General features: G+C 31.4%; 26 protein-coding genes. 20 read left to right on the top strand and 6 right to left on the bottom strand.

Annotation, left to right across the window (positions count from 1 at the left end; translation table 11 throughout):
• Position 1: 1 nt before the first annotated feature.
• Positions 2–493 (bottom strand): 5-(carboxyamino)imidazole ribonucleotide mutase, encoded by a 492-nt coding sequence (gene purE, locus ACTTAY_RS00835; RefSeq protein WP_262590420.1) that lies wholly within the window; start codon positions 491–493, stop codon positions 2–4.
• Between the two features lie 91 nt (positions 494–584).
• Here purE and ACTTAY_RS00830 point away from each other — a divergent pair, with 91 nt between their 5' ends.
• From ACTTAY_RS00830 to ACTTAY_RS00815, 4 genes are read left to right on the top strand one after another with little or no spacing between them, the layout of a single operon-like run.
• Entirely contained in the window at positions 585–1,550 is a 966-nt protein-coding gene (locus ACTTAY_RS00830; RefSeq protein WP_440672014.1) for a membrane dipeptidase, read from the top strand.
• 3 nt (positions 1,551–1,553) lie between these two features.
• Positions 1,554–3,215 carry a hypothetical protein gene (locus ACTTAY_RS00825; RefSeq protein ID WP_440672013.1) on the top strand — a complete coding sequence of 554 codons (1,662 nt, stop codon included), beginning with the start codon at positions 1,554–1,556 and terminating at the stop codon, positions 3,213–3,215.
• A 1-nt stretch (position 3,216) separates the two neighbouring features.
• Complete coding sequence (locus tag ACTTAY_RS00820; protein WP_440672012.1) at positions 3,217–3,828, top strand: DUF3726 domain-containing protein; 612 nt, start codon at positions 3,217–3,219, stop codon at positions 3,826–3,828.
• Positions 3,821–3,988 carry a hypothetical protein gene (locus tag ACTTAY_RS00815; RefSeq protein ID WP_262590424.1) on the top strand — a complete coding sequence of 56 codons (168 nt, stop codon included), beginning with the start codon at positions 3,821–3,823 and terminating at the stop codon, positions 3,986–3,988. Before ACTTAY_RS00820 ends, ACTTAY_RS00815 begins: the two co-directional genes overlap by 8 nt.
• Here ACTTAY_RS00815 and ACTTAY_RS00810 read toward each other — a convergent pair.
• The 5 genes from ACTTAY_RS00810 to ACTTAY_RS00790 all read right to left on the bottom strand — a co-directional run bounded on the left by ACTTAY_RS00810 (position 3,985) and on the right by ACTTAY_RS00790 (position 8,769).
• On the bottom strand, positions 3,985–4,530 hold the full coding sequence (locus ACTTAY_RS00810) for a hypothetical protein (RefSeq protein WP_440672011.1): 546 nt from the start codon (positions 4,528–4,530) through the stop codon (positions 3,985–3,987). The genes ACTTAY_RS00815 and ACTTAY_RS00810 overlap by 4 nt on opposite strands.
• Positions 4,531–4,680: 150 nt before the next feature.
• Positions 4,681–6,039, bottom strand: a complete 1,359-nt coding sequence (locus tag ACTTAY_RS00805) for an aminomethyl transferase family protein (RefSeq protein ID WP_440656920.1) — start codon at positions 6,037–6,039, stop codon at positions 4,681–4,683.
• Entirely contained in the window at positions 6,032–6,760 is a 729-nt protein-coding gene (locus tag ACTTAY_RS00800) for a methylenetetrahydrofolate reductase (RefSeq protein WP_440672010.1), read from the bottom strand. The genes ACTTAY_RS00805 and ACTTAY_RS00800 overlap by 8 nt, the downstream gene beginning before the upstream one ends.
• 57 nt (positions 6,761–6,817) lie before the next feature.
• Positions 6,818–7,705 carry an ABC transporter permease gene (locus ACTTAY_RS00795; RefSeq protein WP_440614127.1) on the bottom strand — a complete coding sequence of 296 codons (888 nt, stop codon included), beginning with the start codon at positions 7,703–7,705 and terminating at the stop codon, positions 6,818–6,820.
• Positions 7,706–7,758: 53 nt separating this feature from the next.
• Positions 7,759–8,769, bottom strand: coding sequence for a glycine betaine ABC transporter substrate-binding protein (locus ACTTAY_RS00790; protein WP_440672009.1), 1,011 nt, complete (start codon positions 8,767–8,769; stop codon positions 7,759–7,761).
• Between the two features lie 273 nt (positions 8,770–9,042).
• Here ACTTAY_RS00790 and ACTTAY_RS00785 point away from each other — a divergent pair, with 273 nt between their 5' ends.
• The 16 genes from ACTTAY_RS00785 to ACTTAY_RS00710 are packed head-to-tail and all read left to right on the top strand — an operon-like array spanning position 9,043 to position 22,173.
• Complete coding sequence (locus ACTTAY_RS00785) at positions 9,043–10,230, top strand: aromatic ring-hydroxylating oxygenase subunit alpha (protein WP_440672008.1); 1,188 nt, start codon at positions 9,043–9,045, stop codon at positions 10,228–10,230.
• An 11-nt stretch (positions 10,231–10,241) separates the two neighbouring features.
• Positions 10,242–11,282 (top strand): homocysteine S-methyltransferase family protein, encoded by a 1,041-nt coding sequence (locus tag ACTTAY_RS00780; protein WP_440672007.1) that lies wholly within the window; start codon positions 10,242–10,244, stop codon positions 11,280–11,282.
• Entirely contained in the window at positions 11,282–13,687 is a 2,406-nt protein-coding gene (locus ACTTAY_RS00775; RefSeq protein ID WP_440672006.1) for a GcvT family protein, read from the top strand. Before ACTTAY_RS00780 ends, ACTTAY_RS00775 begins: the two co-directional genes overlap by 1 nt.
• Complete coding sequence (locus tag ACTTAY_RS00770) at positions 13,687–14,322, top strand: class I SAM-dependent DNA methyltransferase (protein WP_440672005.1); 636 nt, start codon at positions 13,687–13,689, stop codon at positions 14,320–14,322. Before ACTTAY_RS00775 ends, ACTTAY_RS00770 begins: the two co-directional genes overlap by 1 nt.
• Positions 14,319–15,554, top strand: a complete 1,236-nt coding sequence (locus tag ACTTAY_RS00765; RefSeq protein ID WP_440672004.1) for a M24 family metallopeptidase — start codon at positions 14,319–14,321, stop codon at positions 15,552–15,554. Before ACTTAY_RS00770 ends, ACTTAY_RS00765 begins: the two co-directional genes overlap by 4 nt.
• On the top strand, positions 15,554–15,964 hold the full coding sequence (locus ACTTAY_RS00760) for an AAA family ATPase (RefSeq protein WP_440672003.1): 411 nt from the start codon (positions 15,554–15,556) through the stop codon (positions 15,962–15,964). The genes ACTTAY_RS00765 and ACTTAY_RS00760 overlap by 1 nt, the downstream gene beginning before the upstream one ends.
• Positions 15,961–16,335, top strand: coding sequence for a cytidyltransferase (locus tag ACTTAY_RS00755; protein WP_075506148.1), 375 nt, complete (start codon positions 15,961–15,963; stop codon positions 16,333–16,335). Before ACTTAY_RS00760 ends, ACTTAY_RS00755 begins: the two co-directional genes overlap by 4 nt.
• Before the next feature lie 6 nt (positions 16,336–16,341).
• Positions 16,342–17,193: a HalD/BesD family halogenase gene (locus tag ACTTAY_RS00750; RefSeq protein WP_440672002.1), complete on the top strand. Its 852-nt coding sequence runs from the start codon at positions 16,342–16,344 to the stop codon at positions 17,191–17,193.
• A complete protein-coding gene (locus ACTTAY_RS00745; protein WP_440672001.1) occupies positions 17,194–17,973 on the top strand; it encodes an enoyl-CoA hydratase in 780 nt (259 codons plus the stop codon).
• A 2-nt stretch (positions 17,974–17,975) separates the two neighbouring features.
• On the top strand, positions 17,976–18,176 hold the full coding sequence (locus tag ACTTAY_RS00740; RefSeq protein ID WP_262590438.1) for a hypothetical protein: 201 nt from the start codon (positions 17,976–17,978) through the stop codon (positions 18,174–18,176).
• Positions 18,177–18,180: 4 nt separating this feature from the next.
• Positions 18,181–18,615: a CoA-binding protein gene (locus tag ACTTAY_RS00735; protein ID WP_440618200.1), complete on the top strand. Its 435-nt coding sequence runs from the start codon at positions 18,181–18,183 to the stop codon at positions 18,613–18,615.
• Positions 18,616–18,619: 4 nt separating this feature from the next.
• Positions 18,620–19,039, top strand: a complete 420-nt coding sequence (locus ACTTAY_RS00730) for a YeeE/YedE family protein (protein ID WP_440672000.1) — start codon at positions 18,620–18,622, stop codon at positions 19,037–19,039.
• Positions 19,036–19,455 carry a DUF6691 family protein gene (locus tag ACTTAY_RS00725; protein WP_440653906.1) on the top strand — a complete coding sequence of 140 codons (420 nt, stop codon included), beginning with the start codon at positions 19,036–19,038 and terminating at the stop codon, positions 19,453–19,455. Before ACTTAY_RS00730 ends, ACTTAY_RS00725 begins: the two co-directional genes overlap by 4 nt.
• Positions 19,456–19,501: 46 nt before the next feature.
• The gene (locus ACTTAY_RS00720; RefSeq protein WP_440671999.1) at positions 19,502–21,112 is read left to right on the top strand and encodes a hypothetical protein; all 1,611 of its coding nucleotides are present in this window, start codon (positions 19,502–19,504) and stop codon (positions 21,110–21,112) included.
• Between the two features lie 46 nt (positions 21,113–21,158).
• Entirely contained in the window at positions 21,159–21,728 is a 570-nt protein-coding gene (locus tag ACTTAY_RS00715) for an NAD(P)H-dependent oxidoreductase (protein WP_262590444.1), read from the top strand.
• Positions 21,700–22,173: a hypothetical protein gene (locus ACTTAY_RS00710; protein ID WP_440671998.1), complete on the top strand. Its 474-nt coding sequence runs from the start codon at positions 21,700–21,702 to the stop codon at positions 22,171–22,173. Before ACTTAY_RS00715 ends, ACTTAY_RS00710 begins: the two co-directional genes overlap by 29 nt.
• Positions 22,174–22,222: the final 49 nt, after the last annotated feature.

Below are 22,222 nucleotides of genomic sequence, written 5' to 3'. Positions count from 1 at the left end.
TTTATTTTGGAGCTCTTTTAACAGATTTAGTTTGGTTTGATCTCCAACTTTTTAACTTATTTTTGATCGAAGAATTATTAATAGCCATTATTTCAGCTGCAAGTAATGCAGCATTAATAGCGCCATCTTCTCCAATTGCTAAAGTACCGACAGGAATCCCTTTTGGCATTTGAGCAATCGAAAGTAAACTATCTAAACCTTTTAATTTTTTACTTTCAATCGGTACACCCAAAACTGGAATTTGAGTTAATGCAGAAATCATTCCCGGCAAATGTGCTGATCCACCAGCTCCAGCAATAATTACCCCAATATTATTTTTTTCTGCCTTTAATGCAAAATCGTACATTCTCTTTGGGGTACGATGAGCAGAAACAATTTTAGTTTCAAACGAGACACCTAATTGTTTAAGAGTTTTTTCTGCTAATTGCATAGTTTTGTAGTCTGATTGACTACCCATAACTATTGAAACTTTTTTATTAGTATTTTTTTTCATGAAAATGGCTCTCTTGTTTATTTCAAAATTAATCAAAAATTTCAATAAAATTAATAGTATTTCAATTTAGATTGATTAATCTTATTTCGTTATGAATTTTAAAATCGATAATTTGCAATATTGCAATTGGTCTAGAAAAATTTTTGAAACAAACAGAGCTGCAGGTTTAGATGCAGTTCATGTAACCATAGTTTATCATGAAGATTATGATGAACTACTAATAGAATTAAATAAGTGGGAAAAAATTTTCGAAGCAAATTCTGATCTTATATTTCTGGGAAAAGATTTTAAAGATATTGAAAAAGCAAAGCTTGAAAACAAAACTGCAATATTTTTTGGTTTTCAAAATTGTTCACCAATTGAGGATGACATAGGTTTGGTTGAAAAAGTTCATGAACTTGGATGCAGATTTATGCAACTAACTTACAACAATCAATCTCTTCTTGCTACTGGTTGCTATGAAAAAATTGATAGCGGAGTAACTAATTTTGGAAGAGAAGCAATAAAAGAAATGAATAGAGTAGGCATCGTTGTTGATATGTCTCATTCTGCAGAAAAAAGCACAATGGATGCTATTGAAATAAGTGATAAACCAATTGCGATTACTCACGCAAACCCTTCTTTTTGGCATGCTGCAAAAAGAAACAAGTCTTCAGATTTACTTAAGATGCTAAGTGATAGTGGAGGAATGTTAGGTTTATCATTATATCCACATCACTTGAAAGATAATACTAATTGCACTCTTGATAGTTTTTGTGAAATGGTAGCAAAGACTGCAGAAATTATGGGAGCAAGTAAAATTGGTATAGGGTCTGATCTTTGTCTTGATCAACCTGACAGTGTAGTTGAGTGGATGAGAAATGGTACTTGGACCAAAACTAAAAATTACGGAGAAGGATCAAAAAATAAACCAGGCTTTCCAAAACAACCTGACTGGTTTGAAGACACAAGAGGATTTGCAAATATAGAAAAAGGTCTCAAAAAGATTGGATTTTCAGATGATGAGACACATGGGATACTAGGAAATAATTGGTACAATTTTTATAAATCAATTTAAGTTATGCAAGTAGAACTAAGAGATCCAAATACTATTATGAAATTATCTCGTTTGGGATCTTTTCATCAATCTAAATTATCTTTTTTAAGAAGTTTTTTGAATGAATTTAAAGACTGGGAGTATAAACAAGATTTGTTTAATTTAGATGAAAATGGTTATGGTGAGGCAGTATATTCGTTTAAAAAAGACAAAAGAGTTTATTCTTTAGTTTGTTTTGCAAATCATATTAAAGATGAGGAAAGATCAGACAGAGTTATAGCTACTAAATGGGATGCGGCTTTTACTCTTCATGATGGAGTACCAGGTAAAAAAGATATTGAAAGATTGAAAAATGAAGTTCCCAAACAAGAAGTTGGAAGACTTTCTTATAAAGAACTTACATTATCAAGAGCGAATAAATCTGTACGATTATTTAATCATGTAACACAAAGTTTAAGTCAAGGGTTACAACCAGATTTAAATTTATTGTCAAAAGTTGGTTATTTATACAGAACTACTGCTGTTTATGGATCTGGTAAATTTGGTTTAGCAGATAGGTTTAGAATAAAAAATCGTGAGGAAATTAACGGACCATTTAGATTAGAAATGATGCTGGTTTATCTTGTAAGACAGTTTACTTTTGACCAAGTAAATCATGTCGCTTATCATAAAAATCCGAAAAAAGCAGTCAAACTAGACGAGCGAATCTCTAAAAATCTAGGTATTGGAAATTCTACTGGATTAGGAATGGCACCTTTTATTGTTAATCATCCAACACTTTTAAATAACTGGATCTTAAGTAGAGAAATAGCTTTAAAAAAAATTAGAGAAATTCAAAATGTAAATAAAAAGGATAGTGAACTTTTTATTGATTGTGTAAAAAAATCACTAACAAACATTACAAGTTGGAACACTGATAGTGAATATCAAAAAAATAAAATTAATAATTTACTAAAAGATGTTCAAAAATTTTTGAAATTTATTGAGAATGATTTTGATTTTACAAGAGAATATCCTTTCAACAGTATTTATAAGTGGCTTGAGAAAGAAACATGTGAAGAATGTATTGAATACATAGTATCCATTATGATGGAACCATATAGTGAAATAACCGAACCTTTAGTAAAAGAAATGAGCTCTGATGAAGAAAAATATTTTAACATACCAACTCATAGGACTGTTGAAGATTTAAGAAATATAATTGAGAAAAAATATCCAAATATATTAGAAATAAATTTTGAAAAAAAAGAAAATAATCAAAATTTTTGGTTTATCTCAAAAAATAAAGAAGAGCCAAGATTAGCTGATAGATTTGAAGAACATGGTTCAGAATTAGAACAACCTTTAGCCATAGCTAGGGATATAAAAAAACTTTACGAAATATTATTGGTTTCTAAAAATAGTCAAACCGTATCTGACTTTTTAATAAAAAACTCTGATTTAAGACATGTTATTAGACGGGTTTTTATAGTTGAAAAATTTCCTTATTCAGAAATTCAAGATAATACAATTGGTAAAAACATAATGCCTATTGATATGTTGAGATTGAAGTTATCTTTCTTTGGGGCATTAAAATTTGACCCAAGATCTGACAAGTGGTTAAGAATTTGTATGTTTCAAGGAGCACCATTACCTCATGAATTAAAAAATTATGATGAGCAGTGGGTTTATAAAACTAAAATTTAACATGAAATCATTAAGTGAAATCGAAACCACTGTTAAAAGAGCAACTAAAGCTAGCGGATATTCATGGGGAGTTGCTGAAGAAACAGCAAAGTGCGTAAGACTATTAGAGTCCTTTGGTCTTCCAGGTATTAAGCATATAAATAAATATTTTTCTCAAAGGAAAGAAAATAGTTTTCAAAATTTAAATTTAATATTAGAAAAAAATCAACCTCCAGCAAAATCTTATTGTCCAATTATTCTTGGAGTTAGTTTTTTAGATCAATCAAAATCTCTAGAATTCTTAAAAAAAATTGAATTAAATAATGTTGCTTATCCTTCAATATTTTTAGCTTTTGTAAGTAGAGCATCAGAAATTATTGGTAAAAAAATTCATATAAATCTTGATAAAAAAGAACTTATTTTAAATCTGAATTTAAATATCTATTCTAATATTCCTAATAACGAATTTCCGTCTATTGCAAATCATTTAGAGATCAGTTTTCTAGAAAATATTGATAACTTTTCTGAGGAAGAGTGGAAGAATTTGTACAAATTATCTGAAGATACTTTTGTTGAAGAGTCTGAGAGTTTAAAACAAGGTGGGGCAGGTGCAGGCCTAACAGATAATGACTGATAATTTTGATGAAATTAAGGATCAAGATAACAGTGAAGATTTAAATAATATTTGTGATGAGTGTAAAGAAGAGGATGAGAGTGTATCTCAAAATTTAATTTTAACTGGCTTTAAAATTTGTAAATCGTGTAGAGTTTCTAAAACTATTTTCCCAATCTAGCTAATCTGATTGGTTGGAAGCATATTCATTCTACTCATTACGAACGTGAGTGATAGAAAAGCTATTATCAAAAAAGATAATAAGACTATACCAAAAGATTTAAAATTAGATTTTAAATTTAAAATTTCTTTTGTTGAAATGATTAAACCTGCAAAAATCCAAAATTGAGTGAGAAAAATTATAGGTATCATTAAATCTGGAGTAACTGCAAAAAATCTTAATAAACCAGGAGCATGAGCAAAACCAACTGCAGTTAAAACTTTTTTAAATGACACTTTTGTTTGTTTATCTGGAAAAAGTTTAACACCTATCACAAAAATAAAGATCGCCCATATTAACCAAGTAACTATTGCTGTTAAACCCGACATTCCTATTGCTGTTTTAATGACAGTGTTAGCTGCTACTGCGCCAGCAACTCCATCTAAAATCATTATTAAGCCTGCAAAATATATGGAAGCTTCACCAAAATTTCTGTTATCAGAATAAAGTGTTTTATCTAATTTTATTGATTTGAAAACTATATTTAAAAATTCACCAAACATTAATTTTTATCTCTTTTATTTTTTTGAGCTTTATATGAAACAATTAATGGAAATACTATTAAAGCAATCGCAATAATAATGCAAATTGCTATTAAAAACCCTTTTGTCATTGAAATTTGGGGGAGTTTAAATAACTCCCCCTAAATAAATTTAGCCTTTTACAACTTCTCTTGTGTTTGCGTTGAAAGACTCTTTGAATGGAATATCCACTACCACAGCATCAACAGGTGTTCCTGGAGTTTCTGAATATTCTGCAGGTAGATGAACTTTGAATTTAGTTCCTACTTTTCCTTTTGGAAAACCATTTGCATTTAATGTTCCATCAAAAGGAACATATCCCATTGCAATGTTTGTTTTCTTTTCAGGATGCCACCATGGTGACGTTAAGAACCCTACTGGGTCTCCACCACTTTCAGGAGAAACTAACCAAAAGTCAGGTGCATAATTATCAATAGGTTTACCACCTAATTCCATACCAACTAGTTGGAGTTTGTATGGTTTTTTACCTGCTTTTAATTCCTCTTTCATCTTTTCTAATGCAGCCTTACCAACATAATCAGCAGTTTTGTTCCATTCTCCTTTTCCAGACAAAGAAACTTGATAACCTAAATTACATTGAAACGGATTGTGTTGTTGATCCATGTCTTGTCCCCATGAAAGAATTCCTGCTTGAATTCTTCTGTGGTGAGCAGGAGCAATAACCATTAAGCTGTGTTTTTTTCCAGCTTCAAGTACAGCATTCCACATATCCTCAGCATATAAAGTAGAGTTTCTTAGATAAATTTCATAACCAGCTTCTCCTGAGAAACCAGATTGTGAAATCACAACATCTCTTCCACCAACTTTTGCTTCAGCTAATCCGTAGAAAGGCATATTATCGAAATCTACTTGATCTCCACATAAATCTTTCATTAATGCTTTTGATTTAGGACCTTGAATTTGAACTGGGCTCACATCAATTTCTTCAATTTTACAATCAAATCTTCCATCTGCGTTTACACCTTGAAGATATAAACCAATATCAGAGTCTGATAATGAAAACCAAAATTCATCTTCAGAAATTCTTAAAAGAATTGGATCATTCAAAACTCCACCATATGCATTACATAGAATTACATATCTTGCTCTCATTGGTGAAATTTTAGTTGCATCTCTAGTGATCACATAATCAGTAAATTTTTCTGCATCTGGACCCTTAACTCTTATTTGTCTTTCAACAGCAACGTTCCACATAGTTACATGGTTTACGATAGCATCGTATTCAACCATAGCACCACCATCTTCAGGTTTTACATAACCTCTTGGGTGATAAATACGATTGTATACAGTTGCTCTCCAACAACCTGCCTGCATTGATAAATGCCAATAAGGTGATTTTCTTACCCTTGTTGAAATTAACATTTCAACTTTTGTTGGCCCACTTTGTCTTAAGTTGTATGGTACTTCTCTGTCTGACTGATCAACAGAAGTAACATGTTTTAATTTAGTATAGTCAAATTCATTAGACATAACTATTCTCCCTCAACCACTTGTTAGTTTCCTTCAAGCCGCCGAATGTATAAATGTGGAAGTTATCAGTGTGCAATTTAACTTTCCCAATTAAATCATTAGGGTCTTTAGGTTTCAATAAATCTAACGCCTTACTAAAATTAGATTTAAGAAAGTTTAAGGAATTTTTTGCCCCAACAATATTAGCAAATTTAATTAAGCTAGATATTTTTAAGGGCCCAGTGATTCCAACATGCACTGGTACGCTTTGTTTAGAAATAAAATCAATAATAGGCTGAGGATCTAATAACCATTGAGTTACTATATAATCAGCGTAAGGCTTTTTATCTATCATTGCTTTTTCTAAATCTGTGTCGGATATATCAGGACTCCCTTCAGGATGTCCAGCTATTCCTATTTTCATTTTTTCAAAATAACCTGTTTCTAAAAGTTGAAATGAACTATCAAATTTTCCAAGAGGTTCTCTTCCTCCTCCAATAATTAAAGCTTGTTTAACTCCTGCATCTTTACATCGTGTAACATAATCCTTAAGCTCATTTTCATCTCCCATAGATCTTGCTGGAAAATGTGGAACTGGATTAAATCCTTTTTTTACAAGCTCTGCTGCTTTATCTGCAGTTTCTTTATAATCTCCTCCTGGAAGCATAGTGATATAGACATCACTTAATGGAGGTACAGTTTCAAGATCTGTTTTAGGACCTATCTCCAAAGAAAAATTCATAATTCGGATCTTTATTGATTTTGAAATATGAGTCTAGAAAATTCGTTTGAGCCAAAGTTACTTCTTAAGCTGACCTCTGTGCTTTTGAATTCTTTGCCCGTACTGCTGAGTGACCCTGTCGAAGATAATTGCTAAGGCTACAATTGCTAAACCATTCATCATTCCTAATGCTAAATATTGGTTAGAAATTGCTTGTAAAATAGGCACTCCAAGACCTTTTACACCTATCATAGATGCAATCACAACCATTGCTAAGGCCATCATAATTGTTTGGTTAATCCCAGCAAAAATTGTTGGAAGTGACAATGGAATTTGAACAGATTTAAGTTTCTGCATTGGAGTTGCTCCAAATGCCTCACTTGCTTCAAGAGTTTCTTTATCTACTTCTCTAATCCCCAGATTAGTTAGTCTTACAATTGGAGGTAAAGCATAAATACAAACAGCTAAAAGCCCTGGAACTTTTCCTATACCGAGCAACATAATAATTGGAATTAAATAAACAAAACTTGGAATAGTTTGCATCATATCCAATATAGGTAAAATTGCTTTTTCTGCTCTTGAAGATTTAGACATTAAAATTCCAATTGGAATCCCAACTACAATACAAACTAAAGTCGAAACTGATATAATGGCAACTGTAGCCATACAGTTTTTCCACATACCAAAATAACCAATTATCAAAAAGCAAACAATCGTTCCAATAGTTAATTTTATACTTCTTGAACCTATCCATGCTAATATTGCAAAGACTGCAATAACGATTGGCCAAGGACTATTTACTAAAAGTTTTTCTAGCCAAATTAAAAAATATAATAGGGGATCAAAAAAACCTTCTATCCCATCACCATACGCTCGTGAAAATTCTTTAAAGCTAAAATCAATACCTTTTTTTAACTCTCTTAAGGCTGTCCTATCCATTACTGGAATTTTAGTAAAGAAATCCATAAATTTTTTTTAAAATCGAACCCGTTTTTAAACGGGTTCGATAATTTTATTTATTAAAGTGCTTTTTTAATTTTTGCAGCAGCGTCACTTGAAACCCACTTAGACCAAACACTCTCTTGTGTTTTTAGGAATTCAATTGCAGCATCAGCACCTTCTGCTTGGTTTTCACCCATCCAAACCAACATACCGTTCATCACTGGACCAGGATAAGTTCTTTTTTTGAAATAATCCATACCAGAACTTCCAGCTGTGTTTTTGAAGTTATCTGTTACGATAGTGAAAACTTCTGATTTAACCCATGAAGTTTTTTTAGGGTCAGCACATTCTTGTTCTGGTAAAACTATACAGTTGTCCCAGTTGTCTTTACCACCCCATTCACCCATGTCTACAGCTCTCATATCATATTTTCCGATTAAAGCTGTTGGTGACCAATAGTAACCAAACCAATTTTCTCCTCTTTCAGCAGCTTTAGCAATTGAACCATCAAGTCCTGCAGCAGAACCAGTTTCAACAATTGCCCAACCTTTTTCTTCCATGCCCCAGGCTCTAAAATGATTTCTGTTACTTAATTCACAGTTCCATCCAGGAGGGCAAATGTGGAAGCCACCTTTTGAAGGGTCCTCTGGGTGAGGAAATAGATCAGGTCTTTCTAAAATTGCAGCAGCAGTTGTTAGTTCAGGATGCTTTTCTAGAGTTGCAGGTAATACCCACCAACCTTCACCTAAACCAGTGATTGGAGCTTTGTTGATTGAATGCATTTTGCCTTCATCAACAGCTTTGTTCAAAGCAACTATTGCAGCGTTAGCCCAAAATTCTGGAGCAACATCTGGCTCACCTTTTTCTTGCATAGATGTAAATGTAGGCATTGTTGCACCTGGAACCAATTCTACAGAACATCCATAACCTTCTTCTAATATAATTTTATCAACTTCAGCCATAAAGTTTGCTGAGGCCCAGTTCATATTAGCGATAGTTATATTTCCACAAGCAGCATTAGCTACACTTCCAAAAGAAGTAAGACCAAAAACAACGGCTAGGGAAAGAAGTATTCTTTTAATTTTCATTATATCTCCCAATATTTGATTCATTTAAAAATCAAATTGAACATATTGAGAGAAATATTGCAAATTAAATTCAATTATAAGTTGAAGTCAAATTGTCTTTAATTATGTATTAAATTTAGTTATGGTTTTTATATGAAATTTTCAGCAAATTTTTTTTTCAAAGAGTTTGTTTATATTTTAAATTGTAAAACAGTTTTTCAGCAAATCATTATTAGAGAGTCGTAATTTTTAAACCCTAAATTAATTTTTTAATTAATTAATTAAAGGAGGTTTATGAATTTAAATAAAAAATTATCAGACATCTTAGATCCTAAAAAAATAGAAGTTGTTAAAAATCCTATAGAGAAAGCTCATGGATTACCTAATGAGTGTTATTTGAATTACGATTATTTAGAATTTGAAAAAGAAAAAGTTTTTAAAAATAATTGGACGATGGTTGGTGTTGCAAGCTCGGTTCCAAATCCTGGTGATGCAAAGCCATTTAATCTTTTAGATATTCCAATATTAATAGTCAGAAACAAAGATAATGAGATAAAAGTTTTTCATAACGTTTGTAGTCACAGAGGTTTCAAATTAGTTGACCAAGAATGTAAATTAAAAAATGTAATAAGATGTCCTTATCATTCCTGGTCATATGATTTTAATGGTAAATTAACTGTTACACCTCATATAGGAGGATTAGGAAAACATGAAGTAGAAGGATTTCATAAAAATAATAGCAACCTAAAAGAAATAAAATCAAAAGTTTGGATGGATTTAATTTTCATCAACATAAATTCTAACGCAAAACCATTTGAGGAATTTATTAAACCTTTAGAAGATAGATGGTCTAAGTTTATTTCTAAAAAAGATCAACAACTAATAAGACATGCTTCTGACAATGGTTACTTTAATATGACCGTAAATAGTAATTGGAAATTTGCTATTGAAAATTATTGCGAAAGCTATCATTTGCCCTGGATACATCCAGAGCTGAATAGAGTTTCAAATATTTCAGATCATTACCACATAGAGGATGAAAATTTTAATTTTTCAGGACAAGGAAGTGATAAATATTCACAACAGTTTGATGGGAATATAAAATTTAAATGTTTTCCAAATTGGCCAAGTGATGTATCTGAAAAATCTGAATATGTATCATTATACCCAAATGTAATGCTAGGAATTCATATAGATCATTTTTATGCATTTTGGTTAGAACCAATTTCAAATAATCAGACAAAAGAGCATTTTGAATTATATTATATTGGAGACGAAAGCGCTTCGAGCGATGAGTTTAAAGGGATTAGAGAAAAAAATTTTGCATTTTGGCAAGAAGTTATGAACGAAGATGTAACTGCAATTGAAGGAATGCAAAAAGGGCGAAGTTCACCAGCTTACAATGGTGGAAATTTTTCACCTGTAATGGATACACCTACTTTGATGTTTCACAAATGGGTTGCAACAAATTTAACAAAATGAAAGGATAAATTATGAAAAAAGATTTAATTACAAGGTTAAATGAGGGTCCTATCATGTGTGCAGAAGGATACCTTTTTGCAATGGAAAGAAGAGGTTATCTTTCAGCAGGTCCATTTGTTCCTGAAGTTGTTTTAGAGCATCCAGAGGTAGTAACCCAATTACATAGAGAATTTATCAGAGCTGGATCAGATGTTGTCCAAGCATTTACTTATTATGGTCATAGAGAAAAACTAAGAATAATTGGCAAAGAACACTTGTTAGAGCCAATGCAAAAAGGCGCTCTTAAAATTGCAAAAGATGCTGCAGCTGAATTTAAAGATTTAGATTTGATGGTTTGTGGAGATGTTGCAAACACAAACGTATTTGATCCTGGTGATGCAAACACTCATAAGCAGTGCCAACAAATGTATGAGGAGCAAGTTGCTTGGGCAAAAGAAGCTGGAGTTGATTTTGTTATTGCTGAAACAATTAGTTGGACTGATGAAATGAAAATTGCATTAAAAGCAATTAAGGACGCTGGGCTAATTGCAGTTTGTAATTTTGCAATTCCAAGAGGTGATAAAACTAGAGAAGGACACAGTGCTGAAGATGCATGTAAGATGATGGAAGATCTAGGTGCTGATGTAGTTGGATTAAATTGTTACAGAGGACCAGAGATGACAATGAAACTTTTAAAAAAAGTTAGAGACAAAGTTTCTTGTCATGTGTCAGGGCTTCCAGTTCCTTACAGAACCACTGAGGAAGAACCTGGTTTTTTAAATATTACTGATCATGGTTGTGATTGTATTCCTGGTGGGAATGCATTTCCCGTAGCTTTAGATAATTTATTTTGTAACAGATTTGAAATGGCAGAATTTGCAAAAGAGTGTGTTGAAAATAAAATAAATTTTATTGGTATATGTTGTGGTGCCGAAGCTCATCATGTCAGAGAAATGTCTGTTGCAATTGGAAAAAAACCAATTTCAATGAAATACATGCCAGACATGAGTAAACATTTTCATCATGGTACAGATAAATCTTTAAAAAAAGTAAATAAGGAAATTAAATATTAATGGAAAAGCATGCCAAAGTTGTAATCATAGGTGGTGGTGTAGTAGGATGTTCTATTCTTTATCATTTATCAAAATTTGGATTAAAAGATTGTATTTTACTTGAAAGAAATGAATTAACATCAGGTTCTTCGTGGCATGCTGCTGGAAATGTTCATGTTATTTCTTCTGATCCAAATATCTCTCGGATGATGGCTTACACAATTGGTTTATATAAAGAGATTGAAAAAGAGTCTGGTCATTCAACAGGATTTAAACCTAGTGGAGGTTTTTACTTAGCATCAAACGAAGTATGGGCTGATTATTTAAAGAGAGAAAGATCAAAAGCAAGATACATGGGGCTTGATCAAGAGTTTATTTCTTTAGAAGAAGTAAAAAAGAAACATCCGTTAATTGATCCGTCTAGATACTTGCTAGCATTATGGGATCCTATTGATGGTGAAGTTGATCCATCAGGAGTTACTTATGCTTTTGCAAAAGCCGCAAAAGTTCATGGTGGAAAATATTACACTCACACTGTTGTAAAAGACACAAAACAAAAAGAAGATGGAACCTGGGATGTATTTACTGAAAAAGGAAACATTAATGCTGAAATAGTAATTAATGCAGGTGGTTTATGGGCAAGAGAAGTTGGTCAATTAGCAGGATTAAATCTTCCAGTTCAGCCCATGGAGCATCATTATTTAATCACTGAACCTATTCCAGAAATTGAAGCGATGGGTGATCAAAGACTGCCTATCGGAACAGATTTTGAAGGAAATATTTATTTTAGACAAGAAGGTAAGGGAATGTTGCTTGGAACTTATGAGCCAAAATCAACTCCTTGGAAAGTTGAAGGCACACCAATGAATTTTGGACATGAGTTATTGGAGCCAAAATTAGATAATATTGAAGATCGATTAGCAATTGGGTTTGAGAGAATGCCAGCATTAGAGCGGGCAGGAATAAAAAATATAGTTAATGGACCATTTACTTTTGGTCCAGACGGAAGTCCATTGATTGGTCCGGTACCTGGAATGAAAAATTATTGGGTTGCAGTTGGTGTGATGGCTGGGTTTTGCCAAGGGGGTGGTGTTGGAAAATGTATTGCTGAATGGATTATTGACGGTGAACCTTCAATTGATGTTTGGGCAATGGATGTTGCAAGATTTGGAGATTATGCATCTCCTCAATATGGAACAATAAAATCTTCAGAAAATTATGAAAGAAGATTTATTATGACATTTCCTAATGAAACTTTACCAAAAGGAAGAAAACAAAAAACAACAGCACTTTATGATCGTTTTGTTAATCAAGGAGCTGTCATGGGAGATAGTTTTGGATTAGAAAATGTTTTGTGGTTTGCAAATAATAAAGAAGATGCTCATGAAGAACCAACGATAAAAAGATCAAGATCGCATGATTATGTTTCAAAAGAAGTTATTAATGTAAGAGAAAATGTTGGCTTGATTGAAGTTGCAAATTTTTCAAAACATGAATTCAAAGGACCTGATGCGAGAAAATTTTTAGATCACATAATGGCTGGAAGACTTCCTAAACCTGGAAGAATATCTTTATCACCAATGTTGTCTTATAGAGGAAAATTGTGTGGAGATTTAACAGTTGCTTGTTTAGACGAAAATGAATTTATGGTATTTGGATCTGGTGCTGCTCAAGAAATGCATAGACGTTGGTTTGAAAGTCACTTAGATAAATTTAATTTAAATTATAAAAATAGATCTGATGAGTTTCATGGATTATCAATTGCAGGACCTAACTCAAGGAAAGTTTTAGAAAAAATAGTAAGAGATGATGTTTCAAATGAAAAATTTAAATTTAGAGATTCTAGAAGAATGTTTGTTGGAGGAGTTCCTGCATTAGTAAATAGAATTTCATTTACTGGAGAACTTGGTTACGAAATATATGTAGCACCTCATTATCAATTAAAATTATACGAAGAACTAGTTGAAGCTGGAAAAGAATTTAATATTAAACCCTTTGGTGGAAGAGCATTAATGTCGATGAGACTTGAGAAAAATTGGGGAGCTTGGACATTAGATTATAGACCAGATTTTACTGCTAAAGAAACAGGATTAGATGTTTTTATCAATTGGGATAAAGAATTTATAGGTAAAGAAAGTGCACAAAAGGAAAACTCTTCAAACAAACTTATACCTTTAATTGTTGAAACTAATGATATTGATGTAACAAATAATGAAGCTGTTATGAATGGAGATCAAAGTATAGGTTATGTTACTTCAGGTGGTTTTGCACATTTTGTAAATAAGAGTGTCGCTTTTACTTTTGTTGATCAGGATAAAATTAAATCTGAAAATAAAGTTCAAGTAGAAATAAATGGAGATTTGTTTAATTGCTCAATAATTAAAGAACCACTTTATGATCCAAGTGGTCAAAAAATGAGAAGTTAATGTCTGATCAAGATAAAGACGTATCTAAAAATTTAAACATTTATAAATTAGACAAAACAGAAGACGTGATGAGTTATTACGCAGATTGGGCTGAAAATAACAGATATAATAAAGACATGATTGATTGGAACTATACAGGTCCAAAAGAAACAGCTGCAGCATTTAAAAAACATCAGCAAAATAAAGATGCATTAATACTCGATGCGGGTTGTGGTACTGGGTTAGTTGCTCAAGAATTAGAGAAATTTGGATTTAATAATTTTCATGGAATAGATTTGTCTCAAGATCTTTTAAATTCAGTTCCAAAAAATCTTTACAAAAAATTAAGTAAATTAGATTTAAACAAAGAGATTCCTGAAGCAGATAATACTTATGACAGTGTATTATGTGTTGGAACCTTCACATTTGGTCATGTCAAAAATAATGCTTTAGATGAGTTTTTAAGAATTACAAAATCAGGTGGCTATATAGGTTTCACTATAAATGAGGGTATTTTTAAGAAATATAGTTTTAATACTAAAATAGATCAATTTAAACAGAACAAATTGTGGGAAGAAAAAGATTTCTTTAAATCAGATTACATTGCTAGTAAAAATGTAAACGCATGGTTAGGAATTTATAAAGTTACAAAATGAGATTTAGTAGAAAAATAGCTCCAGAATTTAAACCAAAACAGAATTTTATTACCAAAAAAAGATTAAGAGAAGATGAAATAGATTTTGATAAACTTAGATCATATCGTTTAGATAGAGTTAGAAAAGAATTAGAAAAAAATAATTTAGAAGCTTGCTTTTTATTTGATCCAGTAAATGTTCGATATGCATTAGACACAGTAAATATGAGTGTTTATAATATGCATAATTTAACTCGATACTGTTTTGTTCCTGTTAATGGTCCTGTAATTCTTTACGAATATTTTAATTGTGAAAAGTTATCTGAACATCTTAATCTTATAGATGAATTGAGACCTGCAATAACTTGGGATTATTTTAGTAACGGTGATCAATCTGAAGAGCAATTAAAAAAATGGATTAATGAAGTTAAAGATTTGTCTAAATCATATTTTAAATCAAAAAAAATTGCCATTGATGTTTTAAATGGTCCTGCAGTTTCAGCGTTAAATAAAGAACAAATTCAAGTGGTTGATGCTAAATTAATTTTAGAACAAGCAAGGGTAATTAAATCATCTGAAGAAATTAAATGTATGAGATCAGCAATAGATGTTGCTGAAATGGGCATTGTTAAAATGAGAGAACAATTAAAACCAGGAATGACAGAAAATGAATTATGGTCAATTCTTCATCAAACAAATATAGAAAATTATGGTGAATGGATTGAGTGTAGATTATTAGCATCAGGAGAAAGAACAAATCCCTGGATGCAAGAATGTGGAAACAAAGTTATTCAAGATGGTGAACTAGTTGCTTTTGACACAGACATGGTAGGAACTTATGGATACTGTGCAGATATTTCTAGAGCATTTGTAGTTGGTAATAAATTTAATGAGGAACAAAAAAAATTATATTCAATGGCTGTTGAACAAATAGATTACAATTCAAGACTAATTAAAGATGGTTTATCTTTTAAAGAATTCACAGATAAATCATGGGTTTTACCTGAAGATTACTACCCAAATAGATACTCTGTAATGGTACATGGAATAGGTCTTTGTGATGAGTGGCCTGCAATTAGATATCCAACAGATGGTGGTGAACGTAGTGGAACGTTTCAAAAAAATATGACAATAACAGTTGAGAGCTATATAGGTAAAGTAGGTGGCAAAGAAGGTGTTAAGCTTGAGCAACAATACCTAATTGGTGAAAATGGACTTGAATTAATGTCCCATCATCCGTTAGAAGATATTTAATGAAAATTATTTTAGTAATGGGATTACCTGGTGCAGGTAAAACAACTTTAGCAAATGAAATGGCACCTCATTTAAATGCTAAAAGATTAAATGCTGATGAAGTTAGAAAAGCAGCTGATGATTGGGATTTTTCAGAGGAAGGTAGAGTAAGGCAAGCTAAAAGAATGGCTGAATTTGCTCTAAAATTAAAAGCTGAGGGTCATTATGTAATTGCAGACTTTGTTGCTCCTACACCAGAGGCAAGAAGCTTGTTTCCAGCAGATTTTAGAATTTGGGTAGATACAATAAAGAAAGGTAGATTTGAAGATACAAACCAAATGTTTGTTAATCCAAAAAACTTTGACTACCATGTAACAACTCAGGATGCTAAGAAATGGGCACCGTTAATAATTAAGGAGATTAAAAAATGACATATCAATGGGATAATAAAAAACCGACAGCGCAAATGTTGGGAAGATGGCAACCCTTTCATGATGGACACTATAAACTGTTTAAAGAGATAATAAAAAAAACGGGACAAGTTTGCATCCAAATAAGAGACGTACAAGGTGTTGATGATAATCCATTTGATTTTGAAACTGTAAAAAAAAATATTGAAGAAAGATTAAATCCTGAATTTGAAGGTCAATTTAAAATTATGTTGGTTCCTAATATTACAAATATTTGTTACGGAAGAGGTGTTGGTTACAAAATTGAGGAAATAGTTTTAGATGAAGAAACTCAAAAAATTTCAGCTACTAAAATTAGAGCTCAAATGAGAGAAGAGGGTAAATTAAAATAACATTTAATGAACGATAGATTAAAAACTATTGTCGATTTAAAAAAATATCCTATTCACGATTTAAATTCTCCAATCATTAAAAATTTAGTAAAAAAATGTAAGGAAGAATTAGACCAATATAGTTGTTCAACTATTCCAAATTTTATTTTACCTAAATCTTTAGAGGTAATGAATACAGAATTGGAAAAACAACTCGATGAAGTTTATATGTCTAAAGAAAGCATCAATGCATATCTTTATGCTAAAGATGATCCAAGTTTACCTGAAAAACATCCAAAGAGAAATTTTATGGAAAGGTATAATGGATATTTAAATTCAGATTGTTTTCCAAAAAATTCAGAAATGAAATATCTTTATGAAACTGAAGAACTTTTAAAATTTGTTTCTGCATGTTTAGGTATTTCTCCTATTTATAGATGGGCAGACCCTTTGGCTTGTCATGCGTACAATGTTATGAAACCAGATGGAATTCTTCCTTGGCATTTTGATAGTTGTGAATTCACTCTAAGCTTAATGATTCAGAAACCCGAAAAAGGAGGTGTTTTTGAATATTGTCCAAATATTAGAGCACCAGGAAATGAAAATTTTGATAAGGTTAAAAAAGTTTTAGAAGGAGATCGATCAAGAGTAAGGCAGCTTAAGTTAGAACCAGGAGATCTTCAAATTTTTAAAGGAAGATTTACTTTGCACAGAGTAACAAAAGTAGAAGGTCAAAAATCTAGGTATATGTGTATTCCTGCTTATGTCTTAGATCCTTATAGAGTAAATACCCCAGAACACTCAAAAGCAATTTATGGTAAAGTTTTACCAATTCATATAGAAAGAAATCAGGCTCGATCCGATGGATTAACTGATTAAATGACTAGTAATATTAAAATAAAGAAAATTAATTCTGAGATTTCATCAATTATAATTGATGAACCAAAAACATATAATTCTCTTTCATTTAAAAATCTTTCCGATTTATTAAAATCATTAAAAAAATTAGATGCTGATAAAAAAACTAAAGTAATAATTATAGAGGGTGCAGGTAAAGGATTTAGCGCTGGTCACAATCTAAAAGAAGTTAGAAGTCTTAAGAATAAAGATAAATATCAAAAGTTATTTAATCTTTGCTCAAAGGTTATGTTGCAAATTGTTGAGGGAAAAAAACCAGTTATTGCCAAGGTTCATGGCGCAGCTTTTGCAGCAGGCTGTCAGTTAGTTGCAAGTTGTGATCTTGCATATAGCACCAAAGACGCTTTATTCGCGACACCTGGTGTAAATATTGGATTGTTTTGCAGCACACCAATGGTGGCGGTTAGTAGAAAAATTAATCGTAAACCAATGATGGAGATGCTTTTAACAGGAGAACCTATCAAAGCAAATTATGCAAAAGAAATTGGTTTAATAAATGATCATTTTTCTAAATCAAAATTAAACGATGAAGTTTTAAAAGTAGCAAAAAAAATTGCATCTAAATCAAATTTGACCATTAAAATTGGAAAACAAGCTTTTTATAAACAATTAGAAATGCCTTTAAGAAAAGCCTATGCGTACACTAGCAAAATGATGACTATTAATATGATGGCAATGGATGCCAAAGAAGGTATCTCGGCCTTCTTAGAAAAAAGAAAACCAAATTGGAAACATAAATAATAATGAAGAATAAAAAAAATATACTCATTATTTTATTTATTATTTTTGGAATGTACTTTGTATTAAATTTTAAAGATCATAATTTTAAAAGAGCAGTGGATGCTTGTATTGCTGGAAGTCAAAAATTATCTGAGACTAAAATTACTGATTTGGAAGAAGCAAGAAAATTCTGCGAGGAACAAATTAAAAAAGAAAACAAATAATAAAATGAGTGACATAAAGAGGATTTTAGAAAATTCTAAATCTATAGCAATGATTGGTGTAAGTAATGATTTAAAAAAACCCTCAACTATTGTTATGAAATATATGCAAGAGTATGGTTATAAAGTTTATCCAGTTAACCCATCAGCTAAGGGTAAAAAAATTTTAGGTGAAGAAGTGTATGCTTCGATAACAGAGATTAAAGATCCTATAGACATTGTAGATGTTTTTAGACCTTCAAAAGAAGCTTTTGGAATAGCTGAAGATACTGTGAAAATTGGCGCTAAAGTATTATGGCTACAACTTGGAATAAGAGACGAAAATGCTAAGTCACTTGTAGAAAAAAATAATATAGAATATGTAGAGAACAAATGTACCAAAATGGAATATCAAAAATTTTTTTTAAAAGTAAGACAGGCTTTTCCTGTTTTGAGTAATTAATTTTATGAACATAGTAAACTTTACACCAATTCCAGCCTTTACTGGCGGATTGATAATTGGATTAGCAGTAGTGGTATTTTTTTTACTGAACGGTCGTTTAGTTGGAATTAGTGGTATCGCAAGTAATGCGTTAACAGAGAAAGAAAATAAATTTGATAATTTATTATTCTTATTAGGTTTAATTATTGCACCATTTATTTACTCCTTATTTTCTAATGGAGGAATTAACATTAGTATTTCTAATTCTTATGTCTTGATGATAGCAGCAGGTTTGTTGGTTGGAATCGGAACACGGATCAGTGGTGGCTGTACAAGTGGCCACGGTATAAGTGGTATTGGAAGATTTTCTTTAAGATCAATTATTGCAACAATTACATTTATGATTATTGGAATATTAACTGTATTTATAAAAAATTTATTATGAACAAATTAGCTTCCCTTATTTCAGGTATAATATTTGGTATCGGTTTAGTGATATCTGAAATGGTTAATCCAGCAAAAGTATTAGGCTTTTTGGATTTATTTGGAAATTGGGATCCTTCTCTTGCATTTGTGATGATGGGAGCTTTGGCTGTTTCATCTCCTTTGTTTCATATAATTAAGAAAAAAGAAAAACCACTACTTGCAGAGAAATTTAATTATTCAAATAACAAAACAATTAATAATCAATTAATATTAGGTTCAGCTTTATTTGGTGCTGGATGGGGTTTAGGAGGATTATGTCCTGGTCCAGCTATAACTTCTGTTGCTTTATTGAATATTTACTCAATAACTTTTGTTGTTTCAATGTTTGTAGGATTTTACTTAGTTAAATCATTCAATTTAAGCTCCTCAAGATAAATTTATAATTTTTCTTAATTGTTTATAATAAGTAGAAATAATTTTTATGAATAAAGTTTTAAAATTTTTAGACAGCACTTTTTTAGATTTAGGTCGACAATTTAAATGGACTTATTTGCCCCCTTTGATGGTTTATGTTGCAGCTGGTATTTCTGGATTAACTGGAATAGTTGGAACTTTTTTTGTTAAAGACTACTTAAATTTATCTGCAGCCTTTTTAGCTGGACTTGGGTTTTGGGCTGGAATTCCATGGGCATTAAAAATGCCCTTAGGACATTTGGTTGATCTTATATGGGATAGAAAAAATTATATGGTTTACTTTGGCGCTTCTTTAATCGCTTTAAGTTTGCTGATTATGTATGGACTTATAATTCATACAGAGGACATGTCTGAAATTTTCACAGTTGAGACTTGGTTTGTGATTAGCGTAATTTTAGCACCTGTTGGTTATGTAATTCAAGATGTTGTTGCTGATGCTATGACTGTTGAAGCTGTGCCATTAACTGATGAGAGTGGAAATGATTACAGTAAAGATCAAGTTAAAATTATGCATACAACAATGCAAACCCTTGGTCGTTTTGCAATTATTGGAGGCACTGTTTTAGTTGCGTTGGTGAATGTAATTTTATTTAGAGATGTAGACAGCCTAGAACAGGCTGCTAAAATTGCTCTATACGGTAAAATTTATTTGTATGCGTTAGTTATTCCTGTTGTTTCAATCTTAGGAGTATTTTTAGCAAAATATTTAAGGAATAAGAAAATTCAAAATTTAAAATCTAAAGGACTTGAATTTAAAGAGGAAAGAGGATCTGAAAAAACTAAAATTAATTGGTGGATCCTTGGCGGAAGCTTAATATTTGTTATTTTCACTTTATCTATAGGATCCTTCAAAGTTCCTTTTGCACAAGAGATAGTCTTTATTGGTTCAGTTGTCATAATTTTATTTTTGATGTTTAAACTCATCAAAGAGTTGCCAGAGAATTTAAGGTTAACAATTGTTGGTACTGCAGTAATTATATTTATATTTAGAGCAATGCCTGGTCCAGGTCCTGGTCTGACGTGGTTTGAAATTGATGAACTTGGTTTTAATGAGCAGTTCTTTTCAATTTTATCTTTACTAGCATCAATTTTAACATTGGCTGGAATTGTTTTATTGAGACCATTTATGGCCAATAACTCAATTGCAAAAATTATTGTCGTATTAAGTATAGCTGGAGCGGTTTTATTTTTACCAAGTGTAGGAATGTATTATGGATTTCATAATTGGACTGCTTCAATAACTGGAGGGGTGGTTGATGCTAAATTTATAGCGATACTTAATACTGCTTTAGAGTCTCCATTAGGTCAGGTATCAATGATTCCTTTATTGGCTTGGATTGCTAAAAATGCCCCTTCACATCTTAAAGCAACTTTTTTTGCAGTATTTGCTTCTTTTACAAATTTAGCTCTTTCAGCAAGTGCTTTAGGAACAAAATATTTAAATCAAATTTTTACAGTAACCAGAGAAGTAAAAGATAAAGTATCTGGTGAAATTCAAACTACTGCTGATTATTCAGAACTTGGGATATTATTAATTGTTGTAACTTTATTAACACTAATTTTACCTATTTTATTTGTCTATATAATTAACAACAGTAAGTACAAAACTTCAGAATAAAGAATAATTTTATAGTTTTTTTAAATTTTTTTGTTAATTAAAAATCATGAAAAAAATTTTCCTAGTTTACGGTCATTATAATGACAATTCATTTAATGCAGCAATTAAAAATGAATTTATCAAACACTCTGAATTAAAAGGTAACAAAGTAGACGTTGTGGATTTATACAAAGAAAAGTTTGATCCTGTATTTGCTGGCGAGGACCCAAGCGCTGAAGTCTTAGATCATCGTAAGAGAATAGAAGAGAGTGATACAATTGTATTAGTTGCACCAATATGGAATTTTAGAATGCCGGCAATTGTTGAAGGATGGATTGATAAAGTGTTAGCACCACCATGGGCATTTAGATTTAAGCAACTAGTTGGAAACTATGGTTATCCAATTGGTAATTTAAGAAAAAAGAAAGCTGTAATTTTTTGCACATATGGTTCACCGAGACTAGCTATCACTACATTTTTTTTAAATTTACCGATTAGAAGACTTAAAAGAGGGGTATTTCATATGTGTGGCATATATAACATTACCTATCGAAGATATTTTGCAGTACCTTTTGTAAGCGACTCAAAAAGACAAGAGTTCTTAGAAGATGTTAGAAAAACTGCGAATAATATTTAGCTCTTTATTAATTTTATTGTTAACTACTGTTTATTCATATTCAGAGTTGATAAACCCAAATAAAAATATTACTCCAAAAGAAGTTGTTGAAATTCAACTTAATGGTCTCAAACAAAATGATGTAGAATATAAAGATAGAGGGATAGAGCAAACCTGGACCTTTGCTCACCCGAATAATAAAAGAGTAACAGGTCCCCTAGGTAATTTTAAGCGAATGATCAAAGGAGCCTCCTATAAAATGATGATTAATCATCTAAGCCACACTGTCACTGAGCTTGGTAGTAGTGACAAATGGGCCCAATTTGAGGTCATCATTTTAGATAAGGACAAAATTTATCATAAGTTCAATTGGCAGGTTGAAAGATATACAGACGAAGGAGTTTTAAAAGATTGCTGGTTGACCACAATGGTCTCAAGTCCAATTCCACTTGGTAGCTCAATTTGATTATCCACAGATACATTTTTGTTTCGTTACTAATAAAAATTTAGTAGGA

Source organism: Candidatus Pelagibacter sp. HIMB1715, assembly GCF_052047595.1.
In the GTDB taxonomy this organism is placed as follows: Bacteria; Pseudomonadota; Alphaproteobacteria; order Pelagibacterales; family Pelagibacteraceae; genus Pelagibacter.
The sequence above is the reverse complement of the archived record's forward strand: the minus strand, read 5'-3'. Positions and strand labels throughout refer to the sequence as shown.

Excerpts from the sequence above, each read along its gene's own strand:
- ACTTAY_RS00770 (WP_440672005.1), top strand. The coding sequence starts at position 13,687 with ATGTCTGATCAAGATAAAGACGTATCTAAAAATTTAAACATTTATAAA.
- ACTTAY_RS00725 (WP_440653906.1), top strand. The coding sequence starts at position 19,036 with ATGAACAAATTAGCTTCCCTTATTTCAGGTATAATATTTGGTATCGGT.
- ACTTAY_RS00765 (WP_440672004.1), top strand. The coding sequence starts at position 14,319 with ATGAGATTTAGTAGAAAAATAGCTCCAGAATTTAAACCAAAACAGAAT.
- ACTTAY_RS00720 (WP_440671999.1), top strand. The coding sequence starts at position 19,502 with ATGAATAAAGTTTTAAAATTTTTAGACAGCACTTTTTTAGATTTAGGT.
- ACTTAY_RS00795 (WP_440614127.1), bottom strand. The coding sequence starts at position 7,705 with ATGGATTTCTTTACTAAAATTCCAGTAATGGATAGGACAGCCTTAAGA.
- ACTTAY_RS00800 (WP_440672010.1), bottom strand. The coding sequence starts at position 6,760 with ATGAATTTTTCTTTGGAGATAGGTCCTAAAACAGATCTTGAAACTGTA.
- ACTTAY_RS00780 (WP_440672007.1), top strand. The coding sequence starts at position 10,242 with ATGAAAAAAGATTTAATTACAAGGTTAAATGAGGGTCCTATCATGTGT.
- ACTTAY_RS00810 (WP_440672011.1), bottom strand. The coding sequence starts at position 4,530 with ATGTTTGGTGAATTTTTAAATATAGTTTTCAAATCAATAAAATTAGAT.
- ACTTAY_RS00730 (WP_440672000.1), top strand. The coding sequence starts at position 18,620 with ATGAACATAGTAAACTTTACACCAATTCCAGCCTTTACTGGCGGATTG.
- ACTTAY_RS00790 (WP_440672009.1), bottom strand. The coding sequence starts at position 8,769 with ATGAAAATTAAAAGAATACTTCTTTCCCTAGCCGTTGTTTTTGGTCTT.
- ACTTAY_RS00785 (WP_440672008.1), top strand. The coding sequence starts at position 9,043 with ATGAATTTAAATAAAAAATTATCAGACATCTTAGATCCTAAAAAAATA.
- ACTTAY_RS00755 (WP_075506148.1), top strand. The coding sequence starts at position 15,961 with ATGACATATCAATGGGATAATAAAAAACCGACAGCGCAAATGTTGGGA.
- purE (WP_262590420.1), bottom strand. The coding sequence starts at position 493 with ATGAAAAAAAATACTAATAAAAAAGTTTCAATAGTTATGGGTAGTCAA.
- ACTTAY_RS00760 (WP_440672003.1), top strand. The coding sequence starts at position 15,554 with ATGAAAATTATTTTAGTAATGGGATTACCTGGTGCAGGTAAAACAACT.
- ACTTAY_RS00805 (WP_440656920.1), bottom strand. The coding sequence starts at position 6,039 with ATGTCTAATGAATTTGACTATACTAAATTAAAACATGTTACTTCTGTT.
- ACTTAY_RS00715 (WP_262590444.1), top strand. The coding sequence starts at position 21,159 with ATGAAAAAAATTTTCCTAGTTTACGGTCATTATAATGACAATTCATTT.
- ACTTAY_RS00820 (WP_440672012.1), top strand. The coding sequence starts at position 3,217 with ATGAAATCATTAAGTGAAATCGAAACCACTGTTAAAAGAGCAACTAAA.
- ACTTAY_RS00830 (WP_440672014.1), top strand. The coding sequence starts at position 585 with ATGAATTTTAAAATCGATAATTTGCAATATTGCAATTGGTCTAGAAAA.
- ACTTAY_RS00740 (WP_262590438.1), top strand. The coding sequence starts at position 17,976 with ATGAAGAATAAAAAAAATATACTCATTATTTTATTTATTATTTTTGGA.
- ACTTAY_RS00825 (WP_440672013.1), top strand. The coding sequence starts at position 1,554 with ATGCAAGTAGAACTAAGAGATCCAAATACTATTATGAAATTATCTCGT.
- ACTTAY_RS00750 (WP_440672002.1), top strand. The coding sequence starts at position 16,342 with ATGAACGATAGATTAAAAACTATTGTCGATTTAAAAAAATATCCTATT.
- ACTTAY_RS00710 (WP_440671998.1), top strand. The coding sequence starts at position 21,700 with ATGTTAGAAAAACTGCGAATAATATTTAGCTCTTTATTAATTTTATTG.
- ACTTAY_RS00735 (WP_440618200.1), top strand. The coding sequence starts at position 18,181 with ATGAGTGACATAAAGAGGATTTTAGAAAATTCTAAATCTATAGCAATG.
- ACTTAY_RS00815 (WP_262590424.1), top strand. The coding sequence starts at position 3,821 with ATGACTGATAATTTTGATGAAATTAAGGATCAAGATAACAGTGAAGAT.
- ACTTAY_RS00775 (WP_440672006.1), top strand. The coding sequence starts at position 11,282 with ATGGAAAAGCATGCCAAAGTTGTAATCATAGGTGGTGGTGTAGTAGGA.
- ACTTAY_RS00745 (WP_440672001.1), top strand. The coding sequence starts at position 17,194 with ATGACTAGTAATATTAAAATAAAGAAAATTAATTCTGAGATTTCATCA.